Here is a 26,771-nt window from a genome sequence, read left to right as displayed (position 1 = left end):
CTACCGCCCTTCCTTCAGGAGTCCGGCGGTGAAGGGCAGGGTGTTGGCGAAGGCCCTGTGGTGTTCGGCGTCGCACCACTCCAGGCGCAGTCCGGCGCGGGTGGCGCCGGCGCGGACGGTGTCGGCGTCCCTGCGCAGAGCGTCAAGGGTGGGAGAGGTGACGGTGATCCAGGCTGCGAGCCGCGTTCCCGCCGCGCCGTCTGCGATGTCCCTCATGGTGCTCAGCGAGGCGCGCTGGGCTTTCTGCTCCCGGGGGTCCTCGATGCGTCCGGCCTTCTTGTCCGCTTGCCCCAGCTCGTTGGTGGCGTCGGCCATCGCCTCGGTGATCGCCTGGTCGGTGCTGACGAGGTCCATGACCACGGACACCGACAGGATGATGTCCTGGAGGTAGAGCAACACGGGGGCGAGGAAGTTGATGCCGACCGGGAGCACGGGCAGTTCCTTCACCCAGGCGGTCATCGAGTACCAGTTGTCCTCGGAGGCCTCCCAGCTGCGGGAGGCCATGTACTTCTTGTTCCGGGCATCCAGTACGGCCGGCCAGCACGTGACCCGGTCCATCCCGGTGGTGTCGTCGATCCAGTGGCTGGGGTCGTACGAGTGATGCAGGTAGGAGGCCAAGCTGGCTTCGTCGAAGTTGCGCACGTGGCGCAGCTGTCCGCGTCCCAGCGTCCGTATGAAGCTGTCGATCTCCTGCCCGAGAGTGATCGCGTATCCCTCGTGGAGGGTGTTGTAGCGGCGGGCCTCGGCGACCAGGTCGGAGGTATAGGGGATGCCCACCGCCAGCAGCAACCGACGGTCTTCTGCTGTGACCGCGACGCGGCGGATCAAGTCGTCGTACGACTGCTGCAGCCACGACGGACTGTCTGCGTCGCTGCGGTCGGCAGCATCCCGGGCGTGGGCATTGGGGTCCGTGGGGATGACCCTGCTGATCCACTGAAGGCGGCGGATCCGGCCTCCGCTGTCGGCCGTGGTCTTGAGCAAGTGTTCGTAGGCCCGGATCAAAGCCTCTTTGTCCGCGGTGTCGAGGCTGCCGAAGTCGCGCTGCCCTTCCACCTCGACGACGGCGGTGAACATCAGCTCGTCCGGTTGCAGCACGATCGCGATCTCGCCGAAGGCGGTGCGTGCCGTGATCCACTGCATGTTCCGGGGCACCCCGACGGGCACCTCGACGGGGACGCGGCGGCCGTCGGCGAATCGGCCCGCGTACGGCGCCTTCGACTTGTACAGCAGCGAGCCGTCACGCAGCAGCTTCTTGTAGGTCCGGTTGATCTCGAACCACCGGACGTAGGTCCGCCCCTTGTGCGGCGCCAGAGTTGCCCAGGCGCAGGAGCCCGCGATCAGCGCGAAGCCGACGATCTTCAGCACGATGCCCGCGAGGATCCAGGCCGCGAAGAGTCCGCCGACGAGCCCGGCGCCCAAGACGAGCTGCTCATCCGCTTCGAGCTTCCGGCCGAGCAGTCCACGAGGCCTCGGCCGGGGGTATGTAAAGGTGCGTGCCACGACTACTCCTGGGCGTGCGACGGGACGGGCATCAGCGCATCTCCTCGTCCGGCGGAGGTGGTTCCGGCTGCTCGTCGGGGGGTTCTGGCGGCGGCCAGGACTGGGGGCTCGCCGGATCCATCGGCTCCCCGCCGGCCGTCGCGCTGCCCGTTCCTCCGGCTTCGGGCGCGCTGCCGGGAGACAGCGGTTCCCCTCCGTTGGCAGGGCCACCGCTGCCGTCGGAGTCACTGCTGTCGGACGACGGTGCCGCTGAGCCGCCGGAGTCGAGACCGGCGGTCGCCCCGTCGACACCGCGTCCGACTGCGGCTTCGGCCTCGCCCTTGGTCTTGTCGGCCCCCTCCTTCGCGGCCACGGCCGCCGCGCCGACACCGGTCGCGGCAGCTGCCCCTTCGGCCGCTCCGGCTTCGGTGGCTCCCTCGGTTTCTCCGCCGCTCATGGCGTCGCCGTCCGCCGCGTCGGCGTCTTCTCCGTCGCCGTCCTCGTCGGATCCGCCGCCGTCGTCCCCGCCCATACGCGACTTGAGTTCTCCGTAGGAGTCGCCCACCTGGTTCCCGACGTTCTTGGCTCGGCCTTTCAGGTCGTCGCGGGCGGCGTACATGTCGCGCAGCTCGTCGCCGAATCCGGGAATGAACTTCGAGAGCTGGAAGGGCATGTAGAAGGCGAGACCCAACAGCGCCAACGCGGTGAAGACGGTGGCAAAGGACTGCGCCAGGCTCTTGTTGGGGCTGTCGGAGGCCAGCGTGCCCGAGGCGAGCGCAATGACCGTGAACGTCACATATTTCGAGGCGATGATCGCGGCCATCACGCCGAACCATCGTTTGGTGTGCCCCCACAGGTCGCGGTCCACCAGTCCGCTGAACACTGTTGGTCCGAAGACGAGACCAGAGAGGATCAAGGCGTTGCGGACGATGAGCTCCAGCCATACGCCAGCCACCGCCGCCAGGAGCGCCAGGGCGAAGAAGATCACGATGATGGCGCCGCCGGGGATCGTCATCAGCGCGAGCATCGCCGTCGTGACGGTGACCACCATGTCGGCGGCGTCTCCGGCCACGGGCTTGAACATGGCTTCCGCAGCCTCATCGACGATGCGCACGGTGTAGGCAATGGCCAGCGGCGCGAAGGCGGAGACCAATACCGACATCAAGAGAAAACCGATCGACTCCGCCAGCGCCTGGAACGGCGGCACTCCCTGAATCGCCCTTTTGGCCACAGCGATCAGCCAATAGATCACGGTCAATACCGTGGACGCGGCGAACGCCATGGTGTAGGTCCGCAGGAATCCTGGGTCCTGCCAGTCGATCCGTGTGGTCGAGCCCAACGCCTTCATCATCTGGGTGAAGATGCTGGTCACGGCGTTGTTGAAGAACTGGGCGATGTACCCCAAGGGATCGCTCGCGAAGTCGATCGCCTTATTGGTGCTCTCGACGACGCTGCAGACCTTGTCCGCGAACGGAATGTTCTTGCACGACCAGTCACTGAAGTCGTTCGCCTGAGCCTGGCTCGGGGCGAGCATCAAGGAGATCGTGGCGGTGAGGCCGGTGACCCAGGTCAGCCGGGTGCGCACCCGGTAGCGAGTCTCAGCCGACATAAGGGGGCGCATTGAACTCCCGATCTGCCGTGCGGAACTCGTCGACGCTCGTGGGGTCGTCGCTGCCTGCATCCAGAGGGGTCGGGCCGTTGACGGATGTGATCGATGCCAACTTCCAGTCACCGGACTGCCACTGCAGTGTCAGCGTGTACGTGGTCCATGACGCGGATACGGGCATCGGGGCGCTCTTGTCCGTGACCCCGACGAGCCCGGCCATCCACACCTCGATGGTGGCCACTTGATCGGTATAAGTGGTGATCCGAGTGCCCATCGCCGCACCGCGTGCGACGAGCTGGTCCTCGTTGGCACTGGTGACGCCCAGTGATGTAAGGACCTGCTGCATCCCGTTATCGTCGTTGCGGATCTGCCGGTCCAGCGCCTGGCTGGTCATCATCGCGGCGAGAGTCGCGTGCCGGGCCTTGTCATCGGTGAAGTAGGCGGCAGACGATCGTGCGACCTGGTAGTTCACTGCTGCCTGAACGGCGCCGGCCTGGTTGTGGGTGTAGCCGACCGGGACACCGTTGACGAGCTTCTTCGCTGTGCTCTTGGTGTCCCCTCCGGTGGTGTCCCTCTCCGCTGGTGCGGTCTGGCTCTGGCTACCAGCCGAGCCGTCGGACGTCGATCCGCTGCCTCCGCCGGACAGGCTCATAAACACGGCGAGGATGACCAGCGCGAGGAAGATCGCTCCGGTGACGGCCATCCCGCGCCACCAGGGCTTGCCGCTCTTGGCGACCGTCGGGGTCTCGTCGACCAGGACTCGCGTACCCCTGCCAGGGGCGCTCTGGCGGGCCATCAGATGCCCATCCCATACACGATCGTGAAGATTGTCCCTATCGAAGCGACAACGAAGGCCCCGACGAGGCTGCCGGCGATCTCCTTTTTGCCCTTACTGACCTGGGCCACGTCGTGCTGACCTTCGCCGACCTTCAGATGCACGGCGCCGAGGATCGCGCGGCCCAGCAGCACGAGCACGACGCCGGCCATCAGGGCTTGGATCACCGTCCGTCCAGTTGTCCCCAGCTGCCCGAATGGACCCCAGTCCGGGGACAGCCCGTTCACGAGGGTGCCGATGTCACCACTCGCAGCAAGATCCACCAGGTGTTGCGAAACGGGCATCCCCCGACTCCCTTCCACCCTCGTTTCGGAGGCAGGCCCGAACCCGGGCCGTGACGTGGAAGGTACATACATGCAAACTTGACAACAAGCGTTTACAGATTGAGAGACGACCACCCAGCGCCAGGAGTGCACCCTGAGCGACACCCCGAACCAGACGTCAGGTTCGGACGACGGATCCATCCCTGACTCACCCCAAGAACCCTAAGGATTCCGTTACTTTGCAGGCCAATTTGGCTTTTCGGCATGCTCCACACGGCACCGGATAGCGTTCGAGGAAGGCCTTGGACCGCCTCAAGGGCTAGCGCATGACTGCGATCCGGCGTTGCGACATCCGCGACGCCTTTGCCACTAGGCGCCTTCATGGAACCTCAACGCGGGTGGCTCTTACTTCGCGAGTGCTGTTCACTGACCTCATTACCGTCAACACATGTTTATTGCCGAGGATCGGATGAATGGGCTAGCGAAGACGGCCGTGGGCATCGCCACGGCAGGCGCTTCGGTGCTCTCGCTCTGCGTTCTCGCGGTCAGCGGTGCCGCGACCGAAGCCAACGCCAACACCTGTCAGACAGGGCTCCAGCCAGTTGGAGACGGGGAAAGCGGAGCAGGTGCGGGAGGAGAAGCCCCCAGGTTCGACGGCACGCAGGAAGCCAGCGAAACCCAGGTGACCGTGCCGCTAAACCCAGAAGGCACGCAGAAGAGCGCGAAGTGGAGCGCTCGACAGGTGCGCAACGCAGGCACGATCACCAACGTCGCCCGCACGCGACACCTTTCGCCTCGGGCAGCGGTCATCGCCGTAGCGGTTGCTATGCAGGAGAGCACGCTCGACAACCTGCACCACGGCCACCTGGACAGCGTTGGACTCTTCCAGCAGCGGCACTCACAGGGCTGGGGCACCGTCAATGAACTCACCGATCCCGTGTACGCGGCCGGGAAGTTCTACGACCAACTCGTCAAGATCGACAACTGGCAGAAGAAGCCTCTGACCAAGGTTGCCGCGAGCATCCAACGCCCTGAAGAGAAGTACCGCACCGAGTACGCCAAATGGGAGTCAGCAGCCGGCTCACTCGTGGCCAAGACCTGGGGAACCCACGCCGTGACCTCGATCAGCACGGGTTGCGACGACCCTGCCGCCTACGGCGGCAAGGACCCCAACGCCAAGTTCAAGGTCAAGAATCCGCGCACCGTCGCCCAGGCGATTGCCAGCGCCCGGAACGAGGCGGGCGAGACAGGCTGGTACCGGATGTGCGACAACTTCGTGGCCCAGGCCTACGGCTGGGGCTCCTCCGGATCCGCAACCGCCAACGTTCACTGGAACCGGCTCGTGGACGCAGGGCTCGCTCACCCCGGCAACATGTCACCACCCCCAGGAGCCCTGCTCTTCTACGACACCGGCGAGTCAGCGGGGCACGTCGCCCTTTACCTGGGCAACGATCAGGTCGCCAGCAACGACGTCGGGGACGACTACCCGCGCCAAGGCAAGATCGCGATCGTCCCGCGGAAAGAGCTCACGAACGGCGCTTGGCGGCTGCGGTACCGCGGATGGGCCGAGCCGAGCTTCCCGAGCGCCGGCGGAATCAGCACCATCCCGCTTCTCTCGGACAAGGTGGGCCAGCAGTGAACGCAATACCTCCCGATGCAGTGCAGGTTCGGATCACCTCTGATGGGATCTGCTTCATTGACGAGGAGTACTTCACCCCACCCCCCGGCGTCACCCTCAACGAAGCTGTTCTAACCCACCTCCAGTTGGAGGCTGCCGCGCTGGAAATGCCGCTCCGCGCAGTGATCCAAGACGAGCAGGCCCAGTACACGACATCGATCCAGGTCAACACCGACGGCACGAGCCATCCCTTGAACAGCGAGGCGCAGGCCCTCAACAACCCAAATCTGCCTCAGTCGACCGTCAGGCCGACACCTCCCCCATCGCCGCGCACCGCGGATCCCATACCAGCCGACCGGCCGTATGAGCCACTGCCTGAGCCCTACCGCGGACGGCTCGCTGCCGCATGCGCAACCGCCAACCAGGACCGCTTCAGGGAAGCCGCCCACGATGCCGATCAGCTACTCGCCGAGTTGTCCACCCAGTACGGCCCTAGCCACCTTTACACCCTGGCAGTCGGCCTCGTACGCGGTGACATCGCCTGGCTTGCCCAGGACTACCGATACGGCCTGCAGATTTGGATCTTCATGGCTCGCTCGTGGCACCTCCACGTCGGGCCACAGCATGACTCCACCGTCCGCGCCGTCGGCAACGCACTGAGCTGCTGGTGTCGGCTTCAGCCCGAGGACGCGAAGGCCTCCGTCCCGCATGTCGTCAAGCTCCTTCAGGACATCGCCATCCCAAACGGCGACTCGGCGGTTCAGGCCATCAAACAGCGGGAGCAGAGGATTGTCCTGGCCAACTAGCGGACAAATGCGCATACTTGACGCATGAATCCCATACGCAACGGCCGCATCATCATCTTCCTCCTGCCGTACACCCTCATAGTCACCGGAATCCTCGCCGCGTCGAAGGTCGCTGGCGCCCCTGGCGGCATGGGCACTGCGTTCCAGGCCCTTGGCATAGCGGCCGTTGGCGGATTCTGGGCCTGGCGACGCGGTCGGCGCAACGGCTACTGATCTGCACCAAGTCGTGCCTCCGACCCTGTCCCCCGAGTGCAAGGTCCGACGGAGTAATCCAGCTGCGTGAGCCTGCTCGTGCTGCTCTTAGTACCGCTACCGGTAGCGGACACAGCCCTCGAACCAGTTGGGGGGCGTGTGCGCTCGGTCGTCGCTGACGTCCACCAACACGGTCGCCACAGTGGGCACCGGCGGGGCCGGCGGTTCCGCCTCAGGGGCTTCGAGGAGCCGGAGCACATGGGGCGGCAACCGGTGAGGACCACCACGCAAGATGGCGGGAGCGTCATCGTCACGATCCACGTCCGGGGTTTGGGCGTGGGCGACGTTCTCTCTGGCGCCGTGTCCGGGAGTTGATCCCGCCAAGTACGCCGGTGAACGATCCATGCCCACGAGCGTCAACGCTTTGACGGCGGCGAATACGTCACTCACGGAGCGTTTTCAGCGTTGCCGCTCCAGGGTGAGGACGGCCGCGGCGATTGACGACATTCGATTCGGGCTGCACCGGGACCTGCGGAAGATCCGCCACGACTTCAGTCGTGCGACGCCGGCTCGACCGGTGCCCGGGCTGCGGACAGCGCGCGGTTGACGGTTTGCTGGGTTGGCGGAAGGCCACGGCCTGGCGGGCGTCTGATGGGCGTCGTCACCCACGGGCCGGCTCCCATGTAGGCGCGGTCGGCGAGGACCGGGACGCCCTGGCGTTCGCAGATCCGGATGATCCGGTGGGTGCGGGCCGCGGTCAGGTCGTGTGCGCGGCCGGGCAGTGCGGGTGAGATCCACAGCAGCCGGCCACAAGGATCGGTCACCAGCTGCACGTTCACGCCATGTCGGCGGTGTTTGGCGGAGTAGTCGGCCCGGCCGTCGCCCAGGCGGTCGCACTCGGCGAGCGTGCCGTCGAGCAGGACGTAGTCGGAGTCGGTCTCGCGCAGCCCCTTGAGCAGGCCCGGTGCACGCTCTGCGAGCAGGCTGATCACCGCGGTGGTGTAGGCGTGGGCGGTGCCCACCGAGATACCGAAGCCAGCGGCGATCTGGGCAAGCGGGTCGTGCTTGCGCAGGTACGCCAGAGCGACCAGGGCACGCTGGTGCGGCGGGAGCTTGCAGCGGCGGTCACCTTCACGGGTGACGATGAGCATCGTGACCCCTTAAGAATGGTGGTGGTTCGGGAGGACTGGGTGTAGCTGATGGTGACCTGCCGTTGATGGCTCCGAGTGAGTGGCTGCCCGGTTCTCCGGGACGCTCCGGCCGCTGATTGAGAACTGCGGTCATCGCTGATTAAGGGCTTGGCGGCGGAGTGTTCCCGGACCCTGAAGGCGTGCTGCTTCCTGGGGAACGGAGCGATGACGGTGACGGAACGTCATGAGCAGGTCTGGGTCGGCATCGACGCCGGCAAGGCCCAACTGGGCTGTCGGAGTCAACGCCACCGGAGAGAAGGTGTTTTCGAGGAAGGTCGTCAACGGTGAAGACGAGATCCTGGACCTGATCGTCACAGCGTGCGAGATGGCCAACGAGGTGCGATGGGCGGTCGACATCTGCGGCCGGGCCTCAACGTTGCTGCTTGCATTGTTGATCGCCAACGGCCAAAGCGTGGTGTACGTGCCTGGACGCACGGTCAACCGAATGTCCGGCGCCTACCGCGGCGAAGGGAAGACTGACGCCAAGGACGCTCTGGTCATCGCCGACACCGCGCGCATGCGCCGGGACTTCGCACTCCTGAGCCTGCCGAACGAGACCGTGGCTGATCTCCAGTTACTCACCGCGCATCGAACCGATCTGATCGCCGACCGGGTACGCCTGATCAACCGCTTACGCGATGCCCTGGTAGGCATCTGCCCCGCTCTGGAGCGGGCCTTCGACTACTCAACGGCCAAGGGGCCGGTCGTCATGCTGACCGAGTACCAGACCCCGGCCGCCCTGCAGCGAACCGGTGCCAAACGGCTCGCGGACTGGCTGGCACGACGTGCGGTCCGCAGTGCAGCCGATGTCGCCGCCCGCGCGCTCGAAGCAGCCCGGTCCCAGGTGACCGCTCTGCCGGGCGAAAAGCGAGCCGCCAAACTCGTGTGCGACCTCGCCCACCAGCTCCTGATGCTCGACGAATGGATCAAAGACACCGACCGGGAGATCCGCGAAGCCTTCCGCCTCGACGAGCGCGCCGAAGTCATCGAATCTCTGCCTGGCATGGGATCCATCCTCGGCGCCGAGTTCCTCGCCATCGTCGGCGACCTGTCCAGCTACCCAGACGCCGGCCGTCTGGCCGCCCACGCGGGACTGGCCCCGGTGTCACGCGACTCCGGCCGCCGGACCGGCAACCACCATCGGCCCAAGCGCTACCACCGCCGCCTGCGACACGTCTTCTACGTGGCCGCCCAAACCGCCATGATGCGTCCAGGCCCCTCCCGGGACTACTACCTCAAGAAACGCGCCGAAGGACTGATCCACACCCAGGCCCTGCTCGCCCTCGCACGCCGCCGAGTCGACGTCCTATGGGCCATGCTCCGTGACAAGAGGCACTTCACCCCCACCCCACCAGCCACCCAATCGGCTTGACACCATCATTGAGACTCAGTCGACCAGGGCGTGCGGCAGGTCGAGTGCGGCAGAATAGGGAACCAACGCGGCTCCTGTGCCTGTGGGTTGACACTTCGAACACCTCCCCCAACGGCACGCGAGCCTCGTGCGTTGCGCACCCCGGCAGCGTCACCCGATCGGTGGCCATGATGAAAACGCTCAGTGAGACGGTCGTGGACCAGGGCGGCCGGTTGGCGCGAGCTGTCGCTCGCCGCCTGCCAGGCCCTGAACAGCCGAGGATTGACAGGCGGTCTCGTTGGCTGCCTACCGCACGACGCCTTAATCACATGATCCCTTTCCACTGCCACGGTCGCGGGCCATGCCGTCCGCGCAGGCAGTCGACTCGGTACTTGGCCTCACCAGCCCATGCTGGGTTGCTGGCCGCGTGCTGGGCCGCGTACGTCGCCATCCGCAGCTCCCGAGCTCCAGCCAGAATCTCGTACCCAGGCCATTCGGTGACGTCATATCCGTACACGGTGCAGAACGCGTCGTATTCGGCTTCGGTGACTGCACCGGTTGTTGTGGCTCGTACGGCGGTTGATACGAGATCCCATTCTGGTGGGCCTATCGAGAACCGCTCCAGGTCCATGACCCTTCTGCCTCCGCCCACGAGTAGGACGAAGTTGCCCGGCCAGGCGTCGCCGTGGACGGCGCAGTCGTCTCTCCCTGCGGGCCTGTCTGCCCATGCTGCTGTGAGGTCTTGGCAGAGGCTGTGGAGCCACGCTCGGTCGTCTTCGGCGAGGGTCGAAGCCTCTTGTAGTCGCTCCGCAATTCGCACGAAGGGATCAAGGTACCCGAGTTCGAGCTCCTGGACGGGCAGCGCATGGATCTGGAGGAGCAGCTCCGCCACGTCGACGGAGGTGCCGTGTTCCTGTGGTGGAAGTTCCTCCCAGAAGGTCACTGGCCGGCCGTCAGCGTCAAGAGGTTGTGGCACGTTGGCCAAGCGAACGGCCGGTACTTCATGCTGTGCAAGCCACCGCGCGACACGGACTTCCCTCCGTGTCGCTGCGGCCTGCCCCGCTCGCGCGATGCGGACGATCACGCGTTCGGAGGGAAGTCTCCAGATCTGGTTTTCGGTCAGCCGTACCGGCTCGGCGCTGCCAGCGTCCAGGCCGACAGCAGCACAGGCAATTTCGAGAGCGCGACGGGCGGGTGCCGATGCCGAGGTGCTCATGCAGAGACGGTAGCCGCGATCCGCTCACGAAGGGCCGCTGCTTCTTGAACCCTGGGGTGTTTGTTGGCGAAAGCGCTGAGCTGCCGCAGGTCGTCGGCGGCCCTTCGTGAGGTGAGCCGACCAGCCTCATCCAGAGCCTTGTGACCAATCGCTGCGGCTTGCCGCGGATCCCCGGTAGCCATAACGAACCCGTTCTGGTGCCGGGCCGCAGCGGCACGGGGACGGCGCGGCACCAGAGTGGGGTCAGCCGGCCGGGGACGGGCGGCGCGGTGGTGCCCCGTCGTCGTGACCGGTCACCAACGCGCCGCTGGTGGCACAGCGTGGATCAGACAGCCCCGTGAACACGACAGCGGCCTCCGCCAAAGACGAAGGCCGCTGAGCGCATTCACCGGGGCGGCGCCCCGGGTACCGTTCTGTTGTCGACGCAGAACGGAGCTTCAGTATGCCCGAAGACATGGACGCTCACATCGGTGCTCGCGTTAGGGTCGCCCGCAATGCGAAGGGGCTCACCCTAGAGGAGCTGGCCGGGCTTCTCGGCCGCACTGGGGACTGGTTGGGCAGGGTGGAGACCGGGCGGATCCCGCTCGACCGCTATTCGCTGATTACCGACATCGCAGAGAACTGCGATGTCGACGTGGTGTGGCTGCTCGGTCAGCCGTACCGGCTGCAGCAAAACGGCGGAAACATCGCCCACTCCTACATTCCGGCCATGCGGACCAGCATGCGCCGGTCCGGCCTCATCCTCTCCGGTCATCCGGGGCTGAACCCGCAGGGGATTCCAGTCCCGCTGGCGGAGATGCGGACAAGGTCCCGCCAGGCCAACGCCGCTAGGCAGAACGCGGACCTCCCGAAGGCCGCCATGCTGCTGCCCGGCTTGATCGAGGACCTGAACACCGCCCTGCTCGTCTGTGAGGGCAGCGACCGGGAGGAGGCACTGCGGCTCCTGGTGGACGCCGCCCGCACGGCTCGGATGGTGTTGAACCAGCTCGGCTACCCGGACTTCGCTTGGTCCTCCGCCGAGGTGGCCGCCAACGCCGCGACCCAGATTGATGACCCGCTGGTGAAGGCGCAGGTCGCTTGGGACCGCTGCGGTGCCCTGCTGCATCAGGCGTCGCTCCCCGAGACCGTGGCCGTCGCCGAGGCGGCACTACGCGATCTGGAACCGCTTGCCTCGGCTCGTCAGCCAGCGAACGAAGTTCTTTCCCTTCGGGGCGCACTGCACCTGCGCTGCGCGATTGCTCACGCCCGCGGGTCCAGGGCAGATGATGCCTGGGCACGTGTTGACACGGCCCTGGAAGACGCCGACCGCCTTGGCGCGGAGTGGTACGACCTCGACGCGCACACCGTATTCGGCAGGGGCACCGTCGCGGTACACGCCGCCGAGGTCGGCGTCGAGATCAACCAGCCTGACGCGGGACTGTCCAAGGTACGTAACGTCTCCGTGGAGGACGTCCCCAGCAAGGAGCGGAAGATCCACTATCAGATCGACAAGGCGCGTGCTCTGCGGCGCATGAACCGGTTGCCCTCCGCCGTGATGACGCTGAAGCAAGCATCGGTTGAGGCGCCCTACTACGTGAATTCTGATCCGATGGCCCGCGCCCTGGTGCAGGACCTGGCCGGCGTTGGCGTTCCGTCGCAGGCGAGTGTCCTATCGTCCCTGGTACGCAGCATGGAACTGGTGCACTAGCGTCAAACACCAGTACTGCGGCGGGAGTTGAAAAACTACCCGGAAAATTCTTCCGGGTCGCGGGCGGTTTCTTGGTCCATCGTGATGTGTCGTCGCTGACGACACATCCGCAAGGGGATCGCCATGTCGCCGCAGCTCATCAACACTCAAGACGCCGCCGCCTGCGGTGCTGCGTACACCAGCATCTTTGGGTGGTCGATCGCCCCTGGGCATAGGCACCGGCCCAGGGGCGGCTGCACGTGCGGCGAGTCGGGCACCTGCCCCGGATCCGGCGCGCACCCGCTGCCTGGACCGCTGATCCCCAGCCCAGCGGACGGGCTGGCCGCAGAGCTGAATGCGTCGCCCGGGGCCGCGCTGATCGCCCCCACCGTCCCCTTCGATGCCCTTGTGCTGCCGAAGTGGAGCGGTCTCTCAGTTGTGATGTGGCTCGATCGCTACGGCAAGGCCGTGCCGTGCATTCTGTACGGCGAGGACAAGGCCGTGCTGCTTGTCCTGCCGGCCACCGGCCGCTACGCACTGCCCGAGGGCACAAGCCCCTCGACCCTGGAGGTCCGGTCCGGCCCCGAGCAGTGGGTCGCCCTGCCGCCTTCCCACGGCATGCGATGGGAACAGCCGCCGTGGCACGACCAGACCCACCACCCGCTGCCGCTGATCCACGGCAAAGACCTGCTGGCTCCCCTGGCGCAGGCCCTCCAAGCGACAGCCGAGCCCAGTGGAGCACGGCTGTGAACCTCAACGACCAGACTTCAGCCGCGCCGACCCTGCCCGCACACAAGGGTGTCCAGTTACGGACGATCCTCAACGTTGGCCCAGTAGTTCTCCAGCATCTCTGCAGGCCAGCTCGGCTGGTACATGGGGCCGCGGGGCAGCATCTCTTTGAAGACGGCCACGAGATCGACGATCGGTGTGCCGTCGTCAGCGTCCAGGTCCTCTACGTACAGGTCCAGCCCGTCGACGCGCAGCAGGCGCGGGTACGAGACCGCGATGCGGGCGGGGCGTCGGTGGTTGTGGTGTACGTACGTGCCGGTGGCCGGCCACTGCGGGTTGTCGCGAGGGCTTCGTGCGTGAAGGGCGACATCGTCAGGCGATCCAGCGTGGAAGTACCAGACGACCTGCAGGTGGGAGAACTCCTCGATTCCCTGCAGGGTTTCTGCGGGAGTCTTGGGGTTCAGACGGATGATCGACTGGACCCCGCCCTTGTAGTCGTCGAGGCGGCCGGTGTGCCCGCCGACGACCCTTGCGATCACCGGCACTTTGATGTGCTCGTCGAACACGTGCTGCCCTTCGTCGGGGCCAGGAGACCACTGTTCCTGAGCCGTTCTGGCGCTCTGCAGTGTGCGTCAGACTACGTTGCCGAGCACCGCACGGGCTTTCGCATCCAGTTCCGCGACGTGGCTGCCCGCACGGTTGCGGAACGGGCTGAGGGCACGACGCATCTGTACGACGGTCTCCCGGGCCCGGCCGGACTGCACTCCGGTCATGGCGTCCAGTGCCGTGTGCCATGTTGTGCACGCGGCGTCGAGTTGGCCTTGCTGGATCTGGACGGCTCCGAGGTAGCCCAGTGTCACGGAGTGGGTCCGCTGGAACTGCTTGCGCCTGGTGCGGACGCTGTGCTGGAACTGCTTCTCGGCGCCCTTGAGATCGCGCGAGGTCGCGCAGCGCCGCGGCGGTCTCGTGGGCGAGGCTGGCTTCGCCGAAGAAGAACACGCGGCCTGGTTCGTCGTCCCCCTCGGAGGCGTGGCTGAGGTCGCTCTCGGCCTGAAGCAGGGTGGCCAATGCCGCCTTTTTCTGGCCTGTGGCGGCAAGACCGCGGGCGTGGACGACGCCCAGCAGGGCTCGTTCCCGCCAGGTGGCGTTGGTGTACCGGCGGGCGGACAGCGAGTCTTCGGACAGGCGCACGGCCTCGGCCGGCTGGTTGAGGTCAACGGCCTGGTGGGCCATGGCCCGGATGATGTGCCCGGCCAGTGGTGCGTCCCCGGCTTCCTCGGCGAGCTGGGTGGCGACACGGAACCATTGCAGCGCCACCGTGTGCTCGCTGGCGTCGAAAGCGGTCCAGCCGGCGAGGTAGGCCAGTTCTCCTGCTGCCGAGCTCATGGCCCTACGCACGTTTTCGGAGGGGTAGTGGCCGGAGAGGAACTCGGCGACTTCGTTGCGGAGGTAGGCCACGAGAGCGCTCCGGCCGACGCCTCGGCCGCCGCGCTGCTGGTCGCGGCGGGAGAAGAACGCCGCCATCTCTTGGACGTTTTCCACGTCCTGGGCGGTGACCGTGTGCGTCGACAGCGGCTTGCGGTTGCGTGCGCGTTCGGCCGCCTCCTCCCACCACGATTCGTTGGGCAGCGCCAGGCCGGCAACCGAGTACGCCGAGTTGACCAGCACGCGCCGGCGATCCATGTCCATGTCCGTACCCCCGAGCGTCACCAGCGTCGTCAAGGTGTCGACGCTCCACTCGGGCGGCTCCAGCTCGGTCCCGGACTCGGGTGCCAGGCCGATGTCGGCGAGTGTGACGACGCGGCCAAGACCACGCGAGAGCGTCTCGCACAAAATACCGGGTGCCCGGCCGCTGGGCTTGGTGCCACCGATCCAGCGGGTGATGGACGACCGGTTCGTCCCGTCCAGTTCGTGAGCGCCGTTCTCCGCCGCTACGGCTCGAAAGCGAGCCACCAGGCGTGCTTGAGGCAGGCCCAGTTCCTGGATGACGGCTTCCAGCCGACGGTTGCGTGTGCGCCCCATAGTGGGCCCCTGTCCCCGAAAAGATCTTGCACCACGTGCACCAAGTCCGTGGGCCGATCGGGATACCGCCAAGCCCTCGGACGCGGTTCTCTCGTGAAGACGATATTCCTCCAACGCCCCTGCGGTGTTGGGGAATCGGCCACCTCATGCATACGCGCTCGGGCTGTTACCAAAAACAGCCCTTCGCTATCCGGCCAGAAGGAACCGAACGTGCACTACCTGACGCGGAGAAGAGCCAGCGGCTGTCGGCCGCATGCCGTCGTCGAGCACGACGGCGCGGTCCGAGGAGCGTGCGCAGTGACCAGAACCCCGACCAACACCCTTGCTATCGCAGGCGACTTGAGGAAGCCATCGGACGACGAGGCGCCGCGCTGCTTCCAAACCGCGGACGCACTCCGCGCCGACCTGGCTGTCATCCCCCCGACGCGCCGCAGGCTGCGCGCCTTCCTGTGCCGTTCGGGCCTGGGGGAGATCGCGGACATGGCCGCCCTGCTCTCCACGGAGCTTTTGGCCAACGCCGTGACGCATGGCTGCAGCGAGTTCCCCCCGAAGACCGAGGTCACCATGACGGCGACGTACGACGGCCAGCGACTGCGCCTGGCGGTCCACGATCCGTCCGACAACCAGCCGCGTCTGGGCTCGGCTTCCGAGGACCAGGAGCACGGGCGCGGCCTGCTGCTCGTGGCTTCCCTCGCCGACCGGTGGGGAGTCACTGCGAACGCTGGCGGCACTGGAAAATCGGTCTGGCTGGAACTCGCGTACTCCTCCTCCCAGAGCGAGGAGGACTTGTGAGCACCCCCAGTCCGGCAGTCTTCACGTCGCTCTCCGGCCGTTCGGAGCATGCCCTCATCCGTCCGATCGCTGTGCCGGCTCCCCCTTAGCCGGGCGATGACAAAGTCTCCGTTCTGGTGCCGCGCCGTCCCCGTCCTGCTGCGGCCCGGCACCAAAACGGGTTCGTTCCCCTGGCACACGGCGTCACGAGAGCGGCGTGGGCGGACACGCACGACGAAGGACCTGCCTGCAGATCCCCACGCTGCCCTCTGCCCTGATCGCCGTGGCCCGTGCCGCGAAATGCCGCTCTGCCCCATCCGACCGACGGGATTCCCGTCCTGACCGGAGAGCTGATGATTCCCCTGCTGACCACTCGCCATACTTGGCAGATTCAATCCGGCGAGACTCCCCTCCCGCCCACACTCCCAAGCGACTTCGACGTCGTCCGCGTCAGCATGGGCCTCGGCATGGCTTCGATCGACACGATGCTCGACGCAAGCCGCGAGGTCGGACCGCTGCTGTGCTGCATCACCCACCGCGTGCTGCTCGTCCCGGTCGAATCCGGCACCGCTGACCGGTGGCTGCCACCGCTTTCCGCTTGCAGCAGCGGCCCGTCCTTCCAGTGCCTCACCAGGGGGTATCAGCCGCCCTGTCGAGCCCGATTCTGGCTCAGTGTGCCCGAGCCGACGGCGGCCGCGGTCACGGAGCCGGCGGGCCTTCACGAGTCGCTCAGTCAGACACGGGCGCGGATGCGGCGGGTCTGCGGCACGCGTGGGCGCGAGGTATGCCATGCCTGACTACATCGCGATCGCCCAGACCGCCGTCACCACCGACCGCCGTCGCCGAGCCCGCGGCTCGTACACCTCGAACCAGGGAGTTCCCCAGTGAAGCCGCCGACGCAGCGCACCGTCGCCCTCGTGCGCCCGACCGACTCAACACCCACGCAACAACCTTCTGGAACCGGGGCCGAGCATGGTGACGGCGCACAAGCGGTTGTGCCTGGTGTCCCTGTCTCCGTGCCGGACGATGCGCCGTTCAAGCTGAGTGCCGTCTTGACCTGGCCGCTGTCCGGGGAGACCGCGCGGAATCTGGTACTCGGCCGACTCCGCAAGATCGGCTGGGGCGGCGACGAGGACGCGGCGGGCCGCGTAGCGGACGTCCTCGCCACCAACGCCGCAGCACACGCGGCGCCCCTGGACTGCGACGGGACCCCGCTGAGGCTGGTCATTCTCCCCAACAGTCAGCTCCTCATCGAAGTCGACGACGGAACCTCGGAATTCCCTGACTTCGACAAGGTCGTGGAGGGCGCTCCCGCGGGGTGCGGCCTGTGGTGGGTGAACCACTACCGAGGCCGGCTGACCCACTACCCCCTGCTGGACGAGCAGGGCGAAACGGTCGGCAAGACCGTGCAGGTTCTGCTCCCGGTGTCGCGGGAGGAGGTCGCGTGACCCCCACATCGGTTTCGCACCGCCGCGGCCGTCGACGCCGCACACAAGCGGAGCGCTACATCCTCGAACAGGTGCGAGCAGCCATAGCGATGCCCCTGGTCTTCCTGGCGGCCCTGCTGTGCGTTGCCGTCGTTGCCTGGCAGGTGGCGGACCTGTCGGTGGCTCCGCTCGTGCTCGGTCTGGCGTTCGGCGTAGGTGCGGCGGCAATCCTCGGAGCCCTCCGTGTCCAGGCGGCTGCCGCCGCCCTGCAGCGGGCACGGGAAGCGGAACTCGCCGCCCTGCAGCAGACACGGGAAGCGGAATTCGCCGCCATACGGCAAGCAGAGGCGGCGGGGCTGCAGCGGATCACCGACGCAGGAAATGCCGTCGAGAAGGCTCTGCTGTGGACGGCCGACGAGCTGTGCCGAGGCGGAAGGCCACCGGTTCCCGACAGTCTCCCGCCGCTCGAGGGCGACGGGCCGGTGGCGGAACTCGAAGGACTGCTGGCAGAGGTACAAGTCCAGGCCGTACAGGCTCTGCTCCGCGTACACGACGAATCACAGCTGACTGTACTCGTGGGGCTTCTCCACCACCTGTCGCGGCGTGAACACGCCTTCATCAAGCGGGCCTTGGAAGCACTGGACGAGCTCGAGAACCTGACCGACGACCCGGAGCTGCTGGCCAAGGCCTACGAAATCGACCACCTCGTGACACGGATGCGCCGCTTGGTGGAGAGCAAGGCGGTGCTGGGCGGCGACTCACTGCGCAGCGAACGCCGCCCGGTGCCCGTGGTGACAGTACTGCGCGGCGCCGTCTCAGAGGTGGAGCACTACTCGCGGGTCGCCGTGGCGGCGAGCACAGTCGGAGCCGAGCTTGCTCTCCCCGGACACGTGGGGCCCGACTTCTCGCACCTGGTGGCCGAGCTGATCGAGAACTCCTGCACATTCTCCGACCCGAACACGAAGGTGCACGTCCGGGCACAGCCGGTGTCGACCGGCCTGGCGGTCGAGGTCGAAGACCGTGCGATGCCGATGAAATGGCAGGATCGGGAGAAGCTGAACCAGCTCCTGGCGGCACCGGAAGAGGTCGACGTCAGCACCCAGCTGCGCGAGGCGAAGATCGGCCTCCTTGTGGCCGCGAAGATCGCACACCGCCACGGCATGTCGATCAAGCTGTCCGAAAACGCGACGGGCGGCACCACGGCCCTCGTGGTCGTACCGGCCAAGCACCTCGTCCCGGTCGAGGCTGAAGAGGTCCGCCCCGCCCGCCAAGCAACGACAGCCCCGGCTCCCGGCCGGCCGTCGCCCGCCGCTCCGCCGTCTCCTCCGACGGCTTCGGAGGCGGGAGAGCGAACGCAGCCCGCACCCGTTGAGGCACACCAGGCACCCGCCCTGGCCAGTCCCGGGCATCCCGCAGCCCCGCCGCCGCTGCCGCAACGCGTCCCCGGACAGCTGCGCATCACCAACCCCGCTGACCGGCCGGGGCCGCCCGCGAGAGCAGCCCGAGCGAACCTCGCCGCCGCGTTCCTTGACGGCCAGAAGGCTGCGCAACCCCAGCAAGGCGCCGCAGCCGAACCGCCGCCGCAACCATCCGGCACGGGCGAACCCCCGGCCAGCCACCCGTAACCCCCACCCCCGCGGCCTGCCCTCGCAGGGAAGGCCACTGATTCCGCATGGAGCGAATTCACCGTGACCACTCCTGACATGATCCCCCACAGCGGCGACGACAGTGCGGCAGCTCCTCCGGTCGACATGAACGACCACCAGAAGAAGATGGCCTGGCTGCTGAACCAGTTCGTTTCCCAGATCCCGGGTGTAACGCACGCCCTGCTGGTATCGCGAGACGGCATCAAGCTGCTGGACAGCGACATCCACCCGGACTGGGCGGACCCGTGGGCCGCCGCCTTCTGCGGCTTGGCCTCGCTGGCGCAGAACATCAAGGGGCCGCGCGGCGAAAAGCTCCCGCCGTCGCAGATGATCATCGACCGGGCGGACTGCTTCTTCTTCCTGCAGTTCGCGGGCACGAGCGCGGTCTTCAAAAACCATCCCGGCAGCGTCGGTGGCACGGTCGAGACCGTGCTCGGCGTGATCACCGAGCCGGACGCCGAAGTCAGCACCGTGGGGTACGAGATGCAGAACCTCGTGAACAAGTTCGCGCCGTTCATGGTCACCCCGGTCCGCCAGGACGTCTGATGAGCCCGGACAGGCAGCACACCGCGTTAGCAGCCAGGACCGCCACGGACTCTTCCTCGTTCGTGCGGAACTACACGCTGACCGGAGGTCGCACCCGTCCCCGCTACCCGCTGAGCCTGGAGACGGAGCTGGAGCCCGGCTCCGGCAGACCAGGCCCGGGCCTGCCCGAGGAGTGCCGGCAGATCCTGGCCTTGTGTCAGCAACGGCGGCGCTCGGTCACCGAGCTGGCCGGCACCATCCGCCGCCCCGTGGCCACCGTGAGGGTCCTGCTCTCGGACCTGCTGGACACGGGCGCCCTGGTAGTGCCCGTGACGACTGGCTACACCGAGCCCGCTGATAAGTCCCCGCTCGGGCCGCGCCCGACCCGACAGTTGCTGGAGGCACTGAGTGTTGGCCTCGCCAAGTTGTCCGATGACCCCCCCTACCCCAAGGCCGGCTGAGCCGGTGGTGCCCTCTGGTGCGGGCGCCCGACTGAACGAAGTCGGCGGGCCTGTAGCCCTGAAGATCCTGGTCGCTGGAGGGTTCGGGGTCGGTAAAACCACGTGCATCGGCGCTATCAGCGAGATCGAGCCGCTGAACACCGAGGAGTACCTGACCCAAGCGAGCGCCCGCACCGACAACCGGGCGGGTGTGGAAGCGAAAGACACGACCACGGTCGCCTTCGACTTCGGCCGCAAGAGCTTCGCGCCACCCGACGTGCCCCTACCGCTGGAGCTGTTCTTGTTCGGCACTCCAGGCCAGGACCGGTTCGTGGATCTCTGGCACGACCTGTCCCGCGGGGCAGTCGGCGCCGTCGTCCTGGCCGATACCCGCCGTTTGGACAGCAGCTTCGCCGCAGTCGAGTTCTTCGAGCAGATCGGCCTGCCGTTCATCGTCGCCGTCAACGAATTCGAGGACGCCTACCGCTACCCCGAAGACGACGTCCGCCAGGCCCTCGGAGTGGCGGCCGACATTCCCTTGGTGGCCTGCGACGCGCGGGTGACCTCCTCCGTCGCCAAGGCCTTGCTCACCCTTGTCCGGCACGCCCTAACCAGTGCCCCGACCGGCCCCGCCCACCCCACCGACACCGCCCTACAGGACGCCTGATGACACAGAACTCCCCCATCCACGTGCCTCCATACACCGGCCCCAACGCCCGCCTCCCCACGCGGAGTGAGCGCGGCCTGATCGTCCCCCCTGCCGGCGCGATCCGCACGGGCAGCGAAGTCCAGGCCGAGGAGGAGGCCCGCCAGGCCCTGATCCGGCGCCTGGGCGTTCCCACTCACGCGCATGCGTTCTACGACCACTTCGCCACCCAGATGGCGGAGGCCTCTGGCTTCCTCTACGGGATGGTCAACCTCTTCCTGGAGGAGCAGACCTTCATCGGCCTGCACAACCCGGCGGAGGACAGCGGTCACCCCATCATCGGCCGCACCATGAGCCGACGCGACGGCTGGTGCCCCGATGTGGTCCGGCGCAAGAAGGCGCTGCCGCTCAACGACGTCCGCGCGTCCCCCCGCTTCTACGGCAATCCTGTCGTCGATGCCGTCGGCATTCACGCGTACTTCGGCGCCCCGTTGATCCACGAGGAGACCGGAATCGTGCTGGGCACAGTGTGCATCATCGACCCCGAGCCGCGACTCCTCACCGATGCCACCCGCCTCAGAGACATCGTCAAAGGCACCGGCGGCACGGTCATGAAAGAGATCACCGCCGCCGCGCCGCAGTCCTGATCCTCCGCCACCTTCACCCGGGCTACCCATACGCGGATCCGGCCGCACCCAACTTGCGACCACCCAAGGGAGAGGGACCGACCATGCCGACCACGCTCATCCCAAATCTCACCCCCGAGCAGGATCTGCTGTGGCAGGAAGCCGACGCCTTCGCTACAGAGGAGATCGCCCCCCGCGTGGCGGGCATGGAGGAAACGCCTCACCACGTCGAGCGCGACATCCCGCAACTCCTTGCGGCCCGCGGCTGGTTCGGGGTGACGATCCCGAAGGCCTTCGGTGGGCTGGCCGCCGGCCACGTCGCCAAGACGATCCTGATTCACCGTATGTCGAAGGTGTCCGGGGCCGTGGGCGCGATCCTGCAGGCTGACCTGATACCGGTGGCGGCCCTGGTGAACTGGGCCAACGACGAGCAAAAGGCGTACTGGCTGCCGCAGGCCGCCGAGGGCTCGGCGCTGCTGTCGATCGCGGTGACCGAGCCGGAGACGGGCGGCCACATCGGCGGCATGGAGACTGTCGCCGAACGCGACGGCGACGACTGGGTGATCACCGGCAGCAAGGTGCACATCGGCAACAGCCACCTCGCCAACCTGCACATCGTCATCGCCCGCACCGCCCCCGAGGGCACCCGGCCCTCGCAATCCCTGACGGCATTCCTCGTCGAGCACGACCGCAACGGCCTGACCGTCCAGCCCCACCGGCCCGGTCTCGGCCTGCACGGCTTCTCCCGCGGCCGTCTCGACTTCGACCACGTGCGCGTGCCCGACACCAGCCGGCTCGGCGAAGTCGGGAAAGGCATGGACGTCGCCAAGTCCAGCAGCATCCGGTGCGGGCTGCCCAACCTGACCGCGGTCAGTCTCGGCCTCCACGAGGCGATGGTGGAGCTCACCACCCGCTACCTGCAGGAACGCCGACGCTACGACGGCACCCTCTTGGACCTGCCTGTCCTACAGGACCGCATCGGAGACATGGAGGCCAGGTTCCAAGCCGCCCATTACCTCGCCTACCAGGCGGTCGGCCTTCTCGACCAAGGCCTGTTCCCCGAATCGGCCTTGGTCACCGCCAAGTACATGGGTCACGAAATGGCGGTCTCCTCGGGTCAGGACGCCATGAACCTGCACGGCGCCCGGGCCCTGGACTGGGACTACCCCATGCAACGCCTGTGGCGGGATATCCAGCACACATACTCCCCCGCCGGCACCGGAGAGTTCCAGCGCATCCGCCTCGGCCAGAACCTCCTGGCGGAGAGCCCTCCCTAGTCGTCCAAGCGTCTGGCGGCATCACCCCGCCTTCTCGCCCCCACCCCGCCCGACTCCCGCGCGCAGGCAGCGTTCCCTCCTTCCGCTCCAGCGCGCGGGTTCCCCCGCCCTGCCGCCGGGAGCAATTCCTGTTCCCCCCTCCCGGCGGCAGGGTCCCAGACACACCTACACGAGCGCCGCCGAGAGGAAGCCCGCCATGTGCCGGCACGATCCGCCCTGTCCCCCCGCGCACGCACCCGACCGGGACGCGGCTGCGGTAACCGCGCGCGGTGACGCTCAGGGCTGGGCACTCCTGTGCAACGGCATCGTGCGTTTCGACGACACCGGCGAACTCCTCCCGGACGGGCGGATCGTCGCCCCCCACCGGGCCACACCCGAGGCAGTGGCTGCATGAGCACTCCGACGGCAGAAGCCCGCCACGTAGCCGTGACCACCTCAGCCGCCGAACCGCTGACGGTGCATCTCCGGCCCGCGACCGAGGCCTACGACTACGAGCACTACCGAAACCTGCTCGCCGACCCGTCGGTACTCACAGACAACTTCGCGGTCTGTGTCCACCGAGCACCGCTCCTTGCCGTCGCGGTCGGAGGCCCCCGCCGTGGCGGCTACCTCTCCGTGACGCAGCCCGAGATCGGCGAGTCCATCCGCCGCCTGCTACTCGGGCGGCCCGGCTTCTGGAACTTGCGGATGTACCTGTCGCCCTGGACGGACACCTGCCACGTCCTGCGATGGGGCCACGAACCGCCGCACGGCGGCCACGACGCTGCCCTCGGCCGCTTCTACGGATACCGCCCCGAAGCCATCAATACGTACCTCCGCGAGCGCACGGAGGCCGGATGATCCCGCCGCGCCTGACAACGAGCGCAGTACTGCAGGACCCCACAGGGCGCCCTCAGCACGCGAACTTCGAAGCGTTAACGAGGAGATAGACGTGCAACGCCTCGGCCGCTCTGGCGGTGCGACAACGGAACATCTCCTCCCATCCAAGGAGGACATCGGCAGCGGGCTGTTCATCGCCCCGTACGAAGAGGAGTCTCCTTGCGACGTCGAGGTCGTCTTCGAAGAGGACGGCCACATCGGTTACGTCGACGAGCGCCCGGAGGACCGGGACATCGACGGAATTCTGTGGCAGCGGTGGGGCGGTACTCAGACCGGCCCCCTCCAGTGGTCAGAGCATTACCCCGACCGTCAGCGCGCGGTGATGGAGCGCCCGCATCGCTGCGGGCGGTGCACAGGAGAACCGGACCGCGACGAGCGCGGGATGCTATGGCTACTGAACGCGAACCAAGGGGCCCAGGCAAACCTGACGTTTCCGCGGGACATCCTCACTGCCACGCCAGCTATGTGCCGTGAGTGCGCCGACCGTGCTCTGCGGGCCTGCCGTGTACTTCAGGCCGGCTTCATCGCCCTGCGGGTCCCCGAGACTGAACTCGTCGGCGTTAAGGGGACCCTTTACTCACCTACTTCCCCTCCTCAGGCCGACCGGTTCGTTCGCTTCGACGACGACGCGATCCACCGGGTGGTCGCACGCCAGCTCATGCTGGAGCTGCGTGACGCCGAGCTCGACGAAGACACCCTGTCGCCGCCAAGCCACGGGGGACGTGCGCCCACTGCGGTTCCCGGCCCTGTGTGGGGGTGGCAGTGATGACTGTTCGTCGGATTGCCCTGTTCGACCTGGACAACACCCTCACCGACCACACGACAGCGTTCACCCTGTGGGCCGCCGAGTTCTCCGGCGCCACCGGCGTTCCGGTTCCCTGGCTATTGAAGGCTGAGGAGCGGCACGACGGTGCGCGGCATCGCTTCTTCGAGGAGATCAAGAACGTCTTCGGAGTCCGGGAGTCCATTGCCGCCCTCCACGGCGCCTACCGGCAACGTTCAGCCGAACTCGTGCCCCACCGCCCGGAGGTGTGTGCCGCCGTTAAGGCGCTGGTGGAAGACGGATGGGGGCTGGGCGTGGTCACCAACGGTGCGCCGGACGCACAGCGGGCCAAGCTCGAAGTGGCCCAACTCGACCAGTACTTCGGCTCGGTGGTCATCTCCGGCGAGTACGGCGTCCGCAAGCCCGATCCCGAGTTGTTCCGAGTGGCGCTCGACGAGCTTCACGCCCGCGCAGGGACAGGGGCGGCGATGGTCGGGGACTGCCTGGCCACGGATGTCGAGGGCGGGTTGCGGGCGGGGCTGCACACCGTGTGGGTCGCGGGTGAGCGTGCCCGCCTGCCTTCGGACCCCATGCCCACGCGCACCGTTCAGACCGTGGTGGAGGCCGTCGACTGGCTGCGCACCGCCGCTCTGTCCCCGGCGCGTGCGCCCGCGCTCATGGTCTAGATCCCGGAGTCCCGCATGAACCGCAAGAACGTCTGGCGGGTGGCCACCTTCGTGCTCGCCATCGGGGTCCTGATCCTCGCCGCCGAACTACGCACACCGCTCTGACCAGTGAGACAGACCAACGCACCGCCCGCACCACCACGCGCGACCCGCGCGTGAAGGCCGCCCGCCGCTGAGCGGGCGGCGGAGCCGCAGAGACGACATATCCACCACGGTGGCCCTTCCTCGAGGGTGGGACCACCCACACAGGACGGACATCCATGGCTGGGCGTATCGAGGACTACGCACTCATCGGCGATCTGCAGACGGCTGCGCTGGTCTGCCGGGACGGCACAGTGGACTGGCTGTGCCTGCCCCGCTTCGACTCGCATGCCATCTTCGCCGGCCTGCTGGGCACCGAGGAGCACGGTTTCTGGCGGCTCGGCCCGGCGCACGCCTCGGACGCCCAGCCGCCCACGGCGGCCCGGCGCAGCTACCGCGGCGACTCGCTGATCCTGGAGTCGGAGTGGGACACGCCGCGCGGCACGGTCCGGGTGACCGACTTCATGCCGCCGCGTGACGGCGCTCCGCAGCTGATCCGGATCGTGGAGGGCATCTCGGGCCGGGTGCCCATGCGTTCGGCGCTCAGGATGCGTTTCTCGTACGGCCGTGTGGTGCCGTGGGTGCACAAGCACGAGGGACGCACGGTCGCCGTCGCCGGCCCGGACTCCGTGTGGTTCGACACGTCCGCCGAGACCTACGGCAAGTCGCTGACGACGTACGCGGACTTCACGGTCGCTCCAGGTGACCGGATCGCGTTCACGATCTCGTGGCAGCCCTCGCACAAGGAGCCGCCGCCGCTGCCGGCGCCGGAGCAGTCTCTGGAGGCGACGGAGGAGTTCTGGCGGGAGTGGGTCGAGCACTGCACGTACCACGGCCCGTACCGCGAAGCGGTGATCCGCTCACTGATCACGCTGAAGGCACTGACGTACGCCCCCACCGGCGGCATCGTCGCCGCGCCCACCACCTCCCTGCCGGAGGAAATCGGCGGCAACCGCAACTGGGACTACCGCTACACCTGGCTGCGCGACGCGGCCATCACCCTGTCCTCCCTGCTGCGCACCGGCTACCGCGAGGAGGCCCGCTCCTGGCGCGAGTGGCTGCTGCGGGCGGTCGCGGGCGACCCGGAGAACCTCCAGATCATGTATGGCATCGCGGGCGAGCGCGAGCTCGGCGAGGCGCTGCTGGACTGGCTGCCCGGGTACGAGTACTCCGCGCCCGTGCGGGTCGGCAACGGCGCCGCGCACCAGCTCCAGCTCGACGTGTACGGCGAGGTTGCCGAAACCCTGCATCTTGCCGGTCTGTTCGGGCTCGAGCAGGACCCCGACTCCAGCCGCCTGCTGATCACCCTGGTCACCTACTTGGAGAGGCACTGGGACCAGCCGGACGAGGGCATCTGGGAAGTACGAGGCCCACGTCGCCACTTCGTCCACTCCAAGGTCATGGCCTGGGCGGCCGTCGACCGCGCCGTTCAGCTCATCGAAGCCGGACATGCCGACGGCCCGCTCGAGCGCTGGCGTGAACTGCGCGACACCATCCACCACGACGTGTGCGAGAAGGGCTTCGACACCGGGCGCAACACCTTCACCCAGTCGTACGACTCGATGGAGCTGGACGCGGCACTGCTGCTCATCCCCCAGGTCGGTTTCCTCCCGCCGGACGACAAGCGGGTGATCGGCACCATCGAGGCCATCCAGCGCGAGCTGACGACCCCCGGCGGCCTGATCCTGCGCTACCCCACGGCCGGCGCCGAGACCGGTACAGACGGCCTGACCGGCGACGAGGGCGCCTTCCTCGCGTGCTCGTTCTGGCTGGTCGAGTCCCTGACGATGATCGGCCGCCGCGTGGAAGCGGTCGCTCTGTTCGACAAGCTGCTCGGCATCGCCAACGACATCGGGCTGCTCGCCGAGGAATACGACTGCGCCAACGGCCGGCAGCTGGGCAACTTCCCGCAGGCATTTTCGCACTTCGCTCTCGTGGCCGCCGCACTCCGGCTTGCCTCCACGGAACCGGACATCTCCCGTGGCAAGGCCCTCGTCCTGGATGCAGCTGCCTGACCTCACAGCCCCGGGC

At 67.4% G+C, this 26,771-nt stretch carries 26 protein-coding genes and 2 pseudogenes; 20 read left to right on the top strand and 8 right to left on the bottom strand.

Annotation, left to right across the window (positions count from 1 at the left end; all coding sequences use genetic code 11):
- Genes QF027_RS41220 through QF027_RS41205 form a run of 4 tightly spaced genes read right to left on the bottom strand, consistent with a single transcriptional unit; the run spans position 1 to position 4,204 of the window.
- The gene (locus QF027_RS41220) at positions 1 to 1,500 is read right to left on the bottom strand and encodes an SCO6880 family protein (RefSeq protein WP_307080538.1); all 1,500 of its coding nucleotides are present in this window, start codon (positions 1,498 to 1,500) and stop codon (positions 1 to 3) included.
- A gap of 31 nt (positions 1,501 to 1,531) precedes the next feature.
- Positions 1,532 to 3,064 carry a hypothetical protein gene (locus QF027_RS41215; RefSeq protein ID WP_307080537.1) on the bottom strand — a complete coding sequence of 511 codons (1,533 nt, stop codon included), beginning with the start codon at positions 3,062 to 3,064 and terminating at the stop codon, positions 1,532 to 1,534.
- A 13-nt stretch (positions 3,065 to 3,077) separates the two neighbouring features.
- Complete coding sequence (locus QF027_RS41210; protein ID WP_307080536.1) at positions 3,078 to 3,881, bottom strand: hypothetical protein; 804 nt, start codon at positions 3,879 to 3,881, stop codon at positions 3,078 to 3,080.
- Positions 3,881 to 4,204: a hypothetical protein gene (locus QF027_RS41205; RefSeq protein WP_262505522.1), complete on the bottom strand. Its 324-nt coding sequence runs from the start codon at positions 4,202 to 4,204 to the stop codon at positions 3,881 to 3,883. Before QF027_RS41205 ends, QF027_RS41210 begins: the two co-directional genes overlap by 1 nt.
- Positions 4,205 to 4,631: 427 nt before the next feature.
- Here QF027_RS41205 and QF027_RS41200 point away from each other — a divergent pair, with 427 nt between their 5' ends.
- Genes QF027_RS41200 through QF027_RS41190 form a run of 3 tightly spaced genes read left to right on the top strand, consistent with a single transcriptional unit; the run spans position 4,632 to position 6,820 of the window.
- Positions 4,632 to 5,822, top strand: coding sequence for a hypothetical protein (locus QF027_RS41200; RefSeq protein WP_307080535.1), 1,191 nt, complete (start codon positions 4,632 to 4,634; stop codon positions 5,820 to 5,822).
- Positions 5,819 to 6,607 (top strand): hypothetical protein, encoded by a 789-nt coding sequence (locus QF027_RS41195; RefSeq protein WP_307080534.1) that lies wholly within the window; start codon positions 5,819 to 5,821, stop codon positions 6,605 to 6,607. Before QF027_RS41200 ends, QF027_RS41195 begins: the two co-directional genes overlap by 4 nt.
- A 24-nt stretch (positions 6,608 to 6,631) precedes the next feature.
- Positions 6,632 to 6,820: a hypothetical protein gene (locus QF027_RS41190; RefSeq protein ID WP_307080533.1), complete on the top strand. Its 189-nt coding sequence runs from the start codon at positions 6,632 to 6,634 to the stop codon at positions 6,818 to 6,820.
- 438 nt (positions 6,821 to 7,258) lie between these two features.
- Here the strand turns inward: QF027_RS41190 and QF027_RS41185 are convergent.
- Positions 7,259 to 7,950 (bottom strand): annotated as a pseudogene (locus QF027_RS41185) (transposase family protein).
- Positions 7,951 to 8,154: 204 nt separating this feature from the next.
- Between QF027_RS41185 and QF027_RS41180 the strand changes: the two are divergent.
- Positions 8,155 to 9,361: pseudogene (locus QF027_RS41180) on the top strand (IS110 family transposase).
- Positions 9,362 to 9,665: 304 nt separating this feature from the next.
- Here the strand turns inward: QF027_RS41180 and QF027_RS41175 are convergent.
- Entirely contained in the window at positions 9,666 to 10,556 is an 891-nt protein-coding gene (locus QF027_RS41175; protein ID WP_307080532.1) for an aminoglycoside phosphotransferase family protein, read from the bottom strand.
- Positions 10,557 to 10,998: 442 nt separating this feature from the next.
- Here QF027_RS41175 and QF027_RS41170 point away from each other — a divergent pair, with 442 nt between their 5' ends.
- On the top strand, positions 10,999 to 12,243 hold the full coding sequence (locus tag QF027_RS41170) for a helix-turn-helix domain-containing protein (RefSeq protein ID WP_307080531.1): 1,245 nt from the start codon (positions 10,999 to 11,001) through the stop codon (positions 12,241 to 12,243).
- A 447-nt stretch (positions 12,244 to 12,690) separates the two neighbouring features.
- Positions 12,691 to 12,972, top strand: coding sequence for a hypothetical protein (locus tag QF027_RS41165; protein WP_307080530.1), 282 nt, complete (start codon positions 12,691 to 12,693; stop codon positions 12,970 to 12,972).
- Positions 12,973 to 13,028: 56 nt separating this feature from the next.
- Here the strand turns inward: QF027_RS41165 and QF027_RS41160 are convergent, their stop codons facing one another.
- The gene (locus QF027_RS41160; RefSeq protein ID WP_307080529.1) at positions 13,029 to 13,517 is read right to left on the bottom strand and encodes a TrmO family methyltransferase domain-containing protein; all 489 of its coding nucleotides are present in this window, start codon (positions 13,515 to 13,517) and stop codon (positions 13,029 to 13,031) included.
- Positions 13,518 to 13,583: 66 nt separating this feature from the next.
- Positions 13,584 to 13,811: a hypothetical protein gene (locus QF027_RS41155; protein ID WP_307080528.1), complete on the bottom strand. Its 228-nt coding sequence runs from the start codon at positions 13,809 to 13,811 to the stop codon at positions 13,584 to 13,586.
- A gap of 1,501 nt (positions 13,812 to 15,312) precedes the next feature.
- Between QF027_RS41155 and QF027_RS41150 the strand changes: the two genes are divergently transcribed.
- From QF027_RS41150 to QF027_RS41085, 14 genes are all read left to right on the top strand, one after another.
- Positions 15,313 to 15,765 (top strand): ATP-binding protein, encoded by a 453-nt coding sequence (locus tag QF027_RS41150; protein WP_307080527.1) that lies wholly within the window; start codon positions 15,313 to 15,315, stop codon positions 15,763 to 15,765.
- A gap of 332 nt (positions 15,766 to 16,097) precedes the next feature.
- Complete coding sequence (locus tag QF027_RS41145; RefSeq protein ID WP_307080526.1) at positions 16,098 to 16,541, top strand: hypothetical protein; 444 nt, start codon at positions 16,098 to 16,100, stop codon at positions 16,539 to 16,541.
- A gap of 219 nt (positions 16,542 to 16,760) precedes the next feature.
- On the top strand, positions 16,761 to 17,192 hold the full coding sequence (locus QF027_RS41140; protein WP_307080525.1) for a hypothetical protein: 432 nt from the start codon (positions 16,761 to 16,763) through the stop codon (positions 17,190 to 17,192).
- Positions 17,189 to 18,796, top strand: a complete 1,608-nt coding sequence (locus QF027_RS41135; protein ID WP_307080524.1) for a sensor histidine kinase — start codon at positions 17,189 to 17,191, stop codon at positions 18,794 to 18,796. The genes QF027_RS41140 and QF027_RS41135 overlap by 4 nt, the downstream gene beginning before the upstream one ends.
- A gap of 63 nt (positions 18,797 to 18,859) precedes the next feature.
- Positions 18,860 to 19,363: a roadblock/LC7 domain-containing protein gene (locus QF027_RS41130; RefSeq protein ID WP_307080523.1), complete on the top strand. Its 504-nt coding sequence runs from the start codon at positions 18,860 to 18,862 to the stop codon at positions 19,361 to 19,363.
- On the top strand, positions 19,363 to 19,803 hold the full coding sequence (locus tag QF027_RS41125; RefSeq protein ID WP_307080522.1) for a DUF742 domain-containing protein: 441 nt from the start codon (positions 19,363 to 19,365) through the stop codon (positions 19,801 to 19,803). The genes QF027_RS41130 and QF027_RS41125 overlap by 1 nt, the downstream gene beginning before the upstream one ends.
- Positions 19,775 to 20,449: a GTP-binding protein gene (locus QF027_RS41120; protein WP_307080521.1), complete on the top strand. Its 675-nt coding sequence runs from the start codon at positions 19,775 to 19,777 to the stop codon at positions 20,447 to 20,449. Before QF027_RS41125 ends, QF027_RS41120 begins: the two co-directional genes overlap by 29 nt.
- A complete protein-coding gene (locus tag QF027_RS41115) occupies positions 20,449 to 21,075 on the top strand; it encodes a GAF domain-containing protein (RefSeq protein WP_307080520.1) in 627 nt (208 codons plus the stop codon). Before QF027_RS41120 ends, QF027_RS41115 begins: the two co-directional genes overlap by 1 nt.
- A gap of 83 nt (positions 21,076 to 21,158) precedes the next feature.
- Positions 21,159 to 22,331 carry an acyl-CoA dehydrogenase family protein gene (locus QF027_RS41110; protein ID WP_307080519.1) on the top strand — a complete coding sequence of 391 codons (1,173 nt, stop codon included), beginning with the start codon at positions 21,159 to 21,161 and terminating at the stop codon, positions 22,329 to 22,331.
- 196 nt (positions 22,332 to 22,527) lie between these two features.
- Entirely contained in the window at positions 22,528 to 22,725 is a 198-nt protein-coding gene (locus QF027_RS41105) for a DUF5999 family protein (RefSeq protein WP_307080518.1), read from the top strand.
- Positions 22,722 to 23,171: a DUF6302 family protein gene (locus QF027_RS41100; protein ID WP_307080517.1), complete on the top strand. Its 450-nt coding sequence runs from the start codon at positions 22,722 to 22,724 to the stop codon at positions 23,169 to 23,171. Before QF027_RS41105 ends, QF027_RS41100 begins: the two co-directional genes overlap by 4 nt.
- A 91-nt stretch (positions 23,172 to 23,262) precedes the next feature.
- Positions 23,263 to 23,976, top strand: coding sequence for a hypothetical protein (locus tag QF027_RS41095; protein ID WP_307080516.1), 714 nt, complete (start codon positions 23,263 to 23,265; stop codon positions 23,974 to 23,976).
- Positions 23,976 to 24,659, top strand: a complete 684-nt coding sequence (locus QF027_RS41090) for an HAD family hydrolase (protein WP_307080515.1) — start codon at positions 23,976 to 23,978, stop codon at positions 24,657 to 24,659. Before QF027_RS41095 ends, QF027_RS41090 begins: the two co-directional genes overlap by 1 nt.
- Before the next feature lie 260 nt (positions 24,660 to 24,919).
- Entirely contained in the window at positions 24,920 to 26,755 is a 1,836-nt protein-coding gene (locus QF027_RS41085) for a glycoside hydrolase family 15 protein (protein WP_307080514.1), read from the top strand.
- Positions 26,756 to 26,771 lie beyond the last annotated feature (16 nt).

This window comes from Streptomyces canus (assembly GCF_030816965.1).
Taxonomy (GTDB): Bacteria; Actinomycetota; Actinomycetes; order Streptomycetales; family Streptomycetaceae; genus Streptomyces; species Streptomyces canus_E.
Note: the sequence above shows the minus strand (reverse complement) of the source record. Positions and strands in the feature narration are given on the sequence as shown.

Coding starts and splice junctions, on each gene's coding strand:
- QF027_RS41210 (WP_307080536.1), bottom strand. CDS start 3,881: ATGGCCCGCCAGAGCGCCCCTGGCAGGGGTACGCGAGTCCTGGTCGAC.
- QF027_RS41205 (WP_262505522.1), bottom strand. CDS start 4,204: ATGCCCGTTTCGCAACACCTGGTGGATCTTGCTGCGAGTGGTGACATC.
- QF027_RS41200 (WP_307080535.1), top strand. CDS start 4,632: ATGTTTATTGCCGAGGATCGGATGAATGGGCTAGCGAAGACGGCCGTG.
- QF027_RS41190 (WP_307080533.1), top strand. CDS start 6,632: ATGAATCCCATACGCAACGGCCGCATCATCATCTTCCTCCTGCCGTAC.
- QF027_RS41175 (WP_307080532.1), bottom strand. CDS start 10,556: ATGAGCACCTCGGCATCGGCACCCGCCCGTCGCGCTCTCGAAATTGCC.
- QF027_RS41170 (WP_307080531.1), top strand. CDS start 10,999: ATGCCCGAAGACATGGACGCTCACATCGGTGCTCGCGTTAGGGTCGCC.
- QF027_RS41145 (WP_307080526.1), top strand. CDS start 16,098: ATGATTCCCCTGCTGACCACTCGCCATACTTGGCAGATTCAATCCGGC.
- QF027_RS41125 (WP_307080522.1), top strand. CDS start 19,363: ATGAGCCCGGACAGGCAGCACACCGCGTTAGCAGCCAGGACCGCCACG.
- QF027_RS41120 (WP_307080521.1), top strand. CDS start 19,775: ATGACCCCCCCTACCCCAAGGCCGGCTGAGCCGGTGGTGCCCTCTGGT.
- QF027_RS41115 (WP_307080520.1), top strand. CDS start 20,449: ATGACACAGAACTCCCCCATCCACGTGCCTCCATACACCGGCCCCAAC.
- QF027_RS41110 (WP_307080519.1), top strand. CDS start 21,159: ATGCCGACCACGCTCATCCCAAATCTCACCCCCGAGCAGGATCTGCTG.
- QF027_RS41105 (WP_307080518.1), top strand. CDS start 22,528: ATGTGCCGGCACGATCCGCCCTGTCCCCCCGCGCACGCACCCGACCGG.
- QF027_RS41100 (WP_307080517.1), top strand. CDS start 22,722: ATGAGCACTCCGACGGCAGAAGCCCGCCACGTAGCCGTGACCACCTCA.
- QF027_RS41090 (WP_307080515.1), top strand. CDS start 23,976: ATGACTGTTCGTCGGATTGCCCTGTTCGACCTGGACAACACCCTCACC.
- QF027_RS41085 (WP_307080514.1), top strand. CDS start 24,920: ATGGCTGGGCGTATCGAGGACTACGCACTCATCGGCGATCTGCAGACG.